This window comes from Cyanothece sp. BG0011, from assembly GCF_003013815.1.
Taxonomy (GTDB): domain Bacteria; phylum Cyanobacteriota; class Cyanobacteriia; order Cyanobacteriales; family Microcystaceae; genus Crocosphaera.
This window is the reverse complement of the sequence record NZ_PRLH01000172.1, coordinates 1-6,719: the sequence shown is the minus strand read 5'-3', so window position 1 is coordinate 6,719 and position 6,719 is coordinate 1. Positions and strand designations below refer to the sequence as shown.

Here is a 6,719-nt window from a genome sequence, read left to right as displayed (position 1 = left end):
ATCGGCCTGGAAACTCACTGTCAGCTTAACACCACCAGTAAGATTTTTTGTCATTGTTCGACCCAGTTTGATAGTCCCCCCAATACCAATGTTTGTCCTGTGTGCTTGGGATATCCTGGGGTTTTACCGGTTCTCAATGAGGAAGTGTTGGCCTCTGCCGTTAAACTGGGATTAGCGTTGAATGCCAAGATTGCACCCTATAGTAAATTTGATAGAAAACAATATTTTTATCCCGATCTCCCCAAAAATTACCAAATTTCTCAGTTTGACCTCCCCATTGTAGAAGAGGGTTCCCTTGAAATTGAATTGGTGGATAAAAAGACCAAAGAAGTCACCCGGAAAACCATTGGGATCACTCGCTTACACATGGAAGAAGACGCGGGCAAACTGGTTCATGCCGGCAGCGATCGCTTAGCCGGATCAACCCACTCGTTAGTAGACTTCAACCGTACCGGGGTTCCTCTACTCGAAATTGTTTCAGAACCCGATATCCGAAGCGGACAAGAAGCAGCCGAATATGCCCAAGAATTACGCCGTTTGGTGCGTTATTTAGGGGTTAGTGATGGTAATATGCAAGAGGGTTCTCTACGCTGCGATGTGAACATTTCTGTGCGTCCAGTGGGACAAAAAGAGTTCGGGACGAAAGTTGAAATCAAAAATATGAACTCGTTTAGTGCCATTCAAAAAGCGATCGAATATGAGATCGAAAGGCAAATAGAAGCAGTGGAAAATGGCGATCCTATCTACCAAGAAACCCGTTTATGGGATGAAAGCAGCCAACAAACCTTCAGTATGCGTAAAAAAGAGGGATCTAGCGACTATCGCTATTTTCCTGAACCGGATCTTCCTCCCTTAGAGGTGTCAGAAGAACGGTTAAACGCCTGGAAACAAGAATTACCAGAACTTCCGGCGCAAAAACGTAAACGTTACGAGGAGGCGTTAGGGTTATCGGCCTATGATGCGCGGGTATTGACTGACGATCGCGATGTGGCTGAATATTACGAAACGGCCGTTAATACCGGGGCCGATGCAAAATTAGTGGCTAACTGGGTAACCCAAGATATTGCAGCTTATTTAAACAATAGTAAAATAAGCATCACTGAAATTGCCCTTAAACCTGATAGTTTAGGGGAGTTAGTGCAACTGATCGAAAAAGGAACCATTAGCGGTAAAATTGCTAAAGAAATTCTGCCAGAATTGTTAGAAAAAGGTGGTTCTCCTAAGCAAATTGTTGAAAGCAAAGGCATGACCCAAATTTCTGATCCGGCAGAAATTGAAAAAGTGATTAAAGCGTTGATGGAAGCTAACCCTTCAGAGGTGGAAAAATATCGGGGAGGAAAGAAAAAATTAAAAGGTTTCTTTGTGGGACAAGTAATGAAAGAAACCGGGGGACGCGCTGATCCTAAATTAACCAACCAATTAGCAGAAAAGCTACTTAATGGGTAATTTTGGAATATAGAATGTAGAATTTAGAATTATTGCTTTTTTCTACATTCTAGACTTCTCTCGTTTATCCATATTTGTTAATAGAATATGATTCTGTCGACAATTATTCCCATCTCAAAATAGGAAATAGGTTTCCATTTAATCCATTATTCTTGTTGCATCTACTTTTAATATTTACTAATTATCGAAAATTGAATTAAATCTTCTCAACCAAATCAATATCTAAGATAAATAGTTTTGCTTTTTCATTTTCCCAAGTTGCGATTAATAATTGATGATCATTTAATCCTGTTATAGCTGTAATTTCTATGCCTAAGTCCGTTTTTCCGATATAATCTCCTTCTCTGTCTAAGAGTAATAATTTTCCTGTGGTATCTGCTAACCCATAACCCCAAGTTTCTTCCATCATAAAATCAGGAACAAATTCTAAGGGAATTCTTGTTAGTTTGAAAGGATTCAGATTAATTAAAATGCCGTAATTTGGCTTAATAGCTTCGATGGAAAATAATTCGTAAGTGTTAGCTTTATTAGGGGTTAATTCGGAGAGGAATAGGGGAACAGAAAAGCCTTTAATAAATTGGCCTCGACGGTTAAATAAGTATAAATAAGTCCGTTTGTTATCTTCAGAAAGACGAGAAAAAACAGCGAGTCCATAACGTTTATTTAGGGCGATTAATTGAGAAGGAAAAGGACAAGGTTTAGGTGAATTTAAAAGGGATAAAGTCTGTAAATTTAAAATGGAAAATTCAGCATTAATTGAATCATTATTGGGTCTGGAAATGACAGCCAACCAATCCCCTTGACTATTACTAGCAAATTCTAATTCTTTTGCCTTCAATTCTAAACAAGATTGTGGTTTGTTAAATGATTTATGTTCAGGCAAATAATCAAATATATATTGATCAATGTTTTCGCTTTTTTTCTTCGTTAAAACTACACATCCCTGAGATAATATTATTATTTTTTTGATGTTGTTATCAAAATGAATTGTATCTATTTCTTTGAAATTAGAACAAAATTTAATTAGTTTATTTTGAGTCGTTAAATAAACATTATTTTTATTATGTTCAATAAAGGTAATTTTTTCAGACAAATTGATATCACGCAGTTTATTGATTTTTGGGGTAAAGTTAGAGCAATTAATAAAAGTAAATAATTGCTTATTTTCTTGCTCAAGATTAAGTTGACTTTTAGCTAAACTAATAGCTTCTAACATTTCTTGTGCTGACAAAAAACGTCTTTGTGGTAACTTCTCTAATGCTTTAAAAATAATAGTTTTTAATAAGTTCGGGACCCTATCAGGAATGTTAATTCTTTGGTTAAGATGGGCTAACATTAAATCCCCAGGTAGTCCAGAAAAAGGTCTTTCTCCTATTATTAATTCATAGAGAATAATGCCCACTGAATAAATATCGCAAGCATAAGAATATTTGCCATAAAATCGTTCAGGTGCCATATAAGCAGGAGAACCTGTATAACCGCTTCCTAACTGATTATTACTACTGTCTTGAATGGTTTTAGCAATACCAAAATCCGTTACTTTACCTATCCATTTATCTGCAGTTAAACTCAATAAAATATTCTCTGGTTTAATATCACAATGAATAATATTATGTTGATGGGCTTCTTCTAATCCGGCTAAAATATCAATAATTAAATCAAGACATAATATTAAACTCAACTGGCCCGAAAAATTCATCAACTCTCGAAGGGTTCCCCCTCGCAATACTCCATCACTAAATAACGTCCTTGACCATGATATTCAATCCCTTGACAAGCAACAATATTCGGATGACGTAAACTGACTAAACAGGAAAATTCCCGTAAAAAACGATTAGTGGGAAACCCTTTTGCTAAACTTTTCAGGGCAACAAATTCTCCTGTTTTACGAGAAATAGCAAAGTAAACCTGGCCAAATTGTCCTTGGCCAATCTGTCCTAAAATACGATAATTAGAGCGAGAAACCAGGTTTTTTATCATATTTTTTTAATGCTTAAATCCTCACTTTTGGATTAGTTTGATCCGATAAAAACCTCGTCATATTTTCAAATTTTCTTAGTTCTGCTTGTTCAATGGTTAAAATTTGTGCCTCTTTTTCCATCCATTGATCGTTAAAAGATAGGAGAGCTGATTCTAATTGATTTGTATCTAAATGATCGGGAATTTCATCAAAATATCCCAAGGTGATATGGGCCGTAAAATGATATTGTTGTTCCACTCCTAACCCGATTAATTCTTGATTTTGATAAAGACTACGTCTTAATTGAAAAATTTTATCGTAAGACAATTCATTGCAAGGAACTAACCCCACCACCAAAGCGCGAGGAAAGACTAATAACCCCAAAATTTGCCACTGACATTGGCCTTTTGCTAGGCCCATTTTTTGGTAAGCTTGGAAGCTATCAGAAATCGCTTGTTTCAGGTTTTGTTCAAAGGTTGGATCTTGCTTGACTGCATTGCGATAATTATCTTCCCAAATTAAGTCAGCAAGGGTTAAATGGAAACTCTCTGGGGGAACAGGAATTAAAAAGTTTGGCTCGATTTTTGCGACTAATTGTTGTTGAATTAGGGTTAACTGATGATAGAATGATTCATTGATAAGATCATCTTGATAGGGAGGAGTTAGCACAGTATAACCCGGAAAAGTTACCGGTTGTCTCTGTTGAAATTTAGGAGATTTTTGAATATTCTTAAGTTGGTTTTGATAAGTGGTGGGTAAAGTAAGGGAAGCTACCCGGTTGACGTAAATTTGATAGGTTTCGTCCAACGTAATCGCCTCTTATTCGGTTACTATACTTATTTTTTTATTTTGCCTGATCTTGTCTAATTTGTTTATAAAGATTTATTGACCAAAGACCATGGGAATTTATTTCTTTTGGGGAGAAGATGACTTTGCGATCGCTCAAACGGTGCAACGCTTAAGAGATAGCATCCTCGATCCCAACTGGATACAGTTTAATTATCATCAAATTCCAGGAGATGATCCCAATAGTACCATTGACGCATTAAACCAAGCCATGACCCCTGTGTTTGGCATGGGAGGCAGATTAGTCTGGGTGGTCAACACCTCTATCGGTCAACAATGTTCAGAGGAAATTCTAACACAATTACAGCGTATTTTACCGGCTATTCCTGATAATTCTCATTTATTATTCACCACTAGCAAAAAACTCGACAAACGCTTAAAATCTAGCAAATTAATCCAACAATACGCAGAGGTTCGAGAATATTCTCCCATTCCTCCCTGGAAAACCGATGAATTAATTCATAAGGTGAAACAAGTTGCTCAAGAAATGGGAGTCAAACTAACTCCTAAAGCTGTGGAATTATTAGGTTCATCTGTGGGCAATAATAGCCGACAATTGTGGAATGAACTAGAAAAACTCAAACTATATGGACAACAAGAAAATAAACCGTTAGATGAGACAATTATTGCCACTTTAGTTAATGCCAATGCTCAAAATAGCTTACAATTAGCCCAAGCCATTCGTCAAGGAAATCAAGGAGAAGCTTTACAATTAATTGATGAATTATTATCTAGAAATGAACCCGCTTTAAGAATTGTTGCCACCTTGGTGGGTCAATTTAGGACTTGGACCATTATTCAATTACAACTAGAAGCAGGGGCAACCGATAATAAAATCATTGCTAAAGCTGCTGATATTCCTAACCCGAATCGTCTTTATTTTTTACGGAAAGAATTACAAGGTATTTCAGCAAAACAATTATTAGCAACACTGCCGATTTTACTGGATTTAGAAACCCGTTTAAAACGGGGTCATAATCCCTTGGAAACCTTACAAATTAAAGCTATAGAATTATGTCAATTGTTTAATTGAAAATAATTAATTGAAGACTCCATGATTTTTTAATAACTCGATTAACTCTTGTTTCTTTAGTTGAGAATAGCCTTTGAGTCCATGCTGTTGAGCGATATTGAGAAGCTCGGATTTTGTTAAATTTTTAACAGTTGTCGGATCAAACCGAAATGACAAAGAACCGGGTAAGTTAACAGCTGTTTTGCCAGTTCTTGAATTCCAACTAACTGGGCCAGCTTTCACACTAACTGATGCTCCAGACTTTGAGAGATTCACCGATACTCCAGGTAATACTTTGATTTTCTTTCTAAAACGAAGTCCCATTTTTTATTATTATAACGCTTAATATCAACTATACTACACTTTAATTATTCCGACTATGATCAATTATACATTTTGGATGGGATTTTAATCAAACATCATGAGCAAAGAAAAATCCTTACAGGAAATTAATCAAGAAAGAGCAGACTTTCCGCTCTTTCTTGAATGAGTAATTTAACGATTCTTGTATCTTTCAACAACTATCTGTTTACTAACTCGAAGTAATTTATAAACCCCTTCTTGTTGGATTAAGGTATAATCAGACTTCTCTAATCCTAACTTATTGAGATATTTTTGTTCACTAATAATTAACACAGTGTCAGGACTATCCATTCGTTGAAAATAGTCTAAAGCTGGACCATTATCAATATCTGCTTCTGTCACAGAGTCAACCACTTCTTGAGTATAAAAGACCAAGGTAGGACGCATAAACCCTAAAAAAGCTAACCTTTCTTCTGGTTGTCTTTCGGTTTTAACAATGGTAGAAAGTTCTCTTAGAGGTAACTGTCTTTGGTTATCCACAATTTGAGCAACGGGTAAACCCACCCAAGAGAAAAATGCTAAAAACCCTAATAAGTTAGCCACCCATAACCAGCGACGATAATGACGAAATAGAAGAAATAATAAACAAGAAAAGGCAGCCGATGACCAAATTATTCCTGCTTTAATACTTAAATTTGAAGCTTGTAGAAGCTCTTTAAATTGAGGCATCATAGCATCTTCACCAATTAAGTGAGGACTGGCAAAACTGGCTACTGCTAACCCCGTTAAAATACCAACATTTGCCAAACCACTTAATAAAAACCAGAAAGACCAAATTCCTGATGATTCTTCTGATTGTGTTTCAACTTGTTCACTCCAAAATAAAGCGATCATAATAGCAGCAGCCGGCATCAAAGGAAGGACATAACCGGCTAATTTGGTAACGGAACTAGAGAAGAAAACAAGAACCACTAAAAACCAACATAAACAGAAAATTCCTAAATGAGTGGTTCGAGAAGAATTAACCCATTTTTGTCGTTGCCAAAATTTTAATTTAGCGATCGCTAAAGGCAAATAAATAGACCAGGGTAATAAGCCTACCATAATCACAGGAATATAATAATACCAAGCCCCAGGATGACGACTGACGAC

Annotated in this window: 4 protein-coding genes and 2 pseudogenes; 2 read left to right on the top strand and 4 right to left on the bottom strand. The window is 36.2% G+C overall.

Annotated elements, in window-relative coordinates; all coding sequences use genetic code 11:
* Nucleotides 1-1,446: Asp-tRNA(Asn)/Glu-tRNA(Gln) amidotransferase subunit GatB (gene gatB, locus C4E06_RS21700; RefSeq protein WP_107670491.1), on the top strand; the 1,446-nt coding region annotated here is incomplete at its 5' end.
* 196 nt (nt 1,447-1,642) lie between these two features.
* Here the strand turns inward: gatB and C4E06_RS21695 are convergent.
* A pseudogene (locus C4E06_RS21695) lies at nt 1,643-3,426 on the bottom strand (serine/threonine-protein kinase).
* 13 nt (nt 3,427-3,439) lie between these two features.
* Nucleotides 3,440-4,213: a DUF1868 domain-containing protein gene (locus tag C4E06_RS21690; protein ID WP_107670490.1), complete on the bottom strand. Its 774-nt coding sequence runs from the start codon at nt 4,211-4,213 to the stop codon at nt 3,440-3,442.
* A gap of 91 nt (nt 4,214-4,304) precedes the next feature.
* Between C4E06_RS21690 and holA the strand changes: the two genes are divergently transcribed.
* Complete coding sequence (holA, locus tag C4E06_RS21685; protein ID WP_107670489.1) at nt 4,305-5,285, top strand: DNA polymerase III subunit delta; 981 nt, start codon at nt 4,305-4,307, stop codon at nt 5,283-5,285.
* Nucleotides 5,286-5,291: 6 nt separating this feature from the next.
* Here the strand turns inward: holA and C4E06_RS27420 are convergent, their stop codons facing one another.
* Both C4E06_RS27420 and C4E06_RS21675 read right to left on the bottom strand, forming a co-directional pair.
* Complete coding sequence (locus C4E06_RS27420) at nt 5,292-5,588, bottom strand: DUF4236 domain-containing protein (protein WP_157951205.1); 297 nt, start codon at nt 5,586-5,588, stop codon at nt 5,292-5,294.
* Between the two features lie 171 nt (nt 5,589-5,759).
* Nucleotides 5,760-6,719: pseudogene (locus tag C4E06_RS21675) on the bottom strand (glycosyltransferase); the annotation flags it as partial.

Excerpts from the sequence above, each read along its gene's own strand:
- holA (WP_107670489.1), top strand. The coding sequence starts at position 4,305 with ATGGGAATTTATTTCTTTTGGGGAGAAGATGACTTTGCGATCGCTCAA.
- C4E06_RS27420 (WP_157951205.1), bottom strand. The coding sequence starts at position 5,588 with ATGGGACTTCGTTTTAGAAAGAAAATCAAAGTATTACCTGGAGTATCG.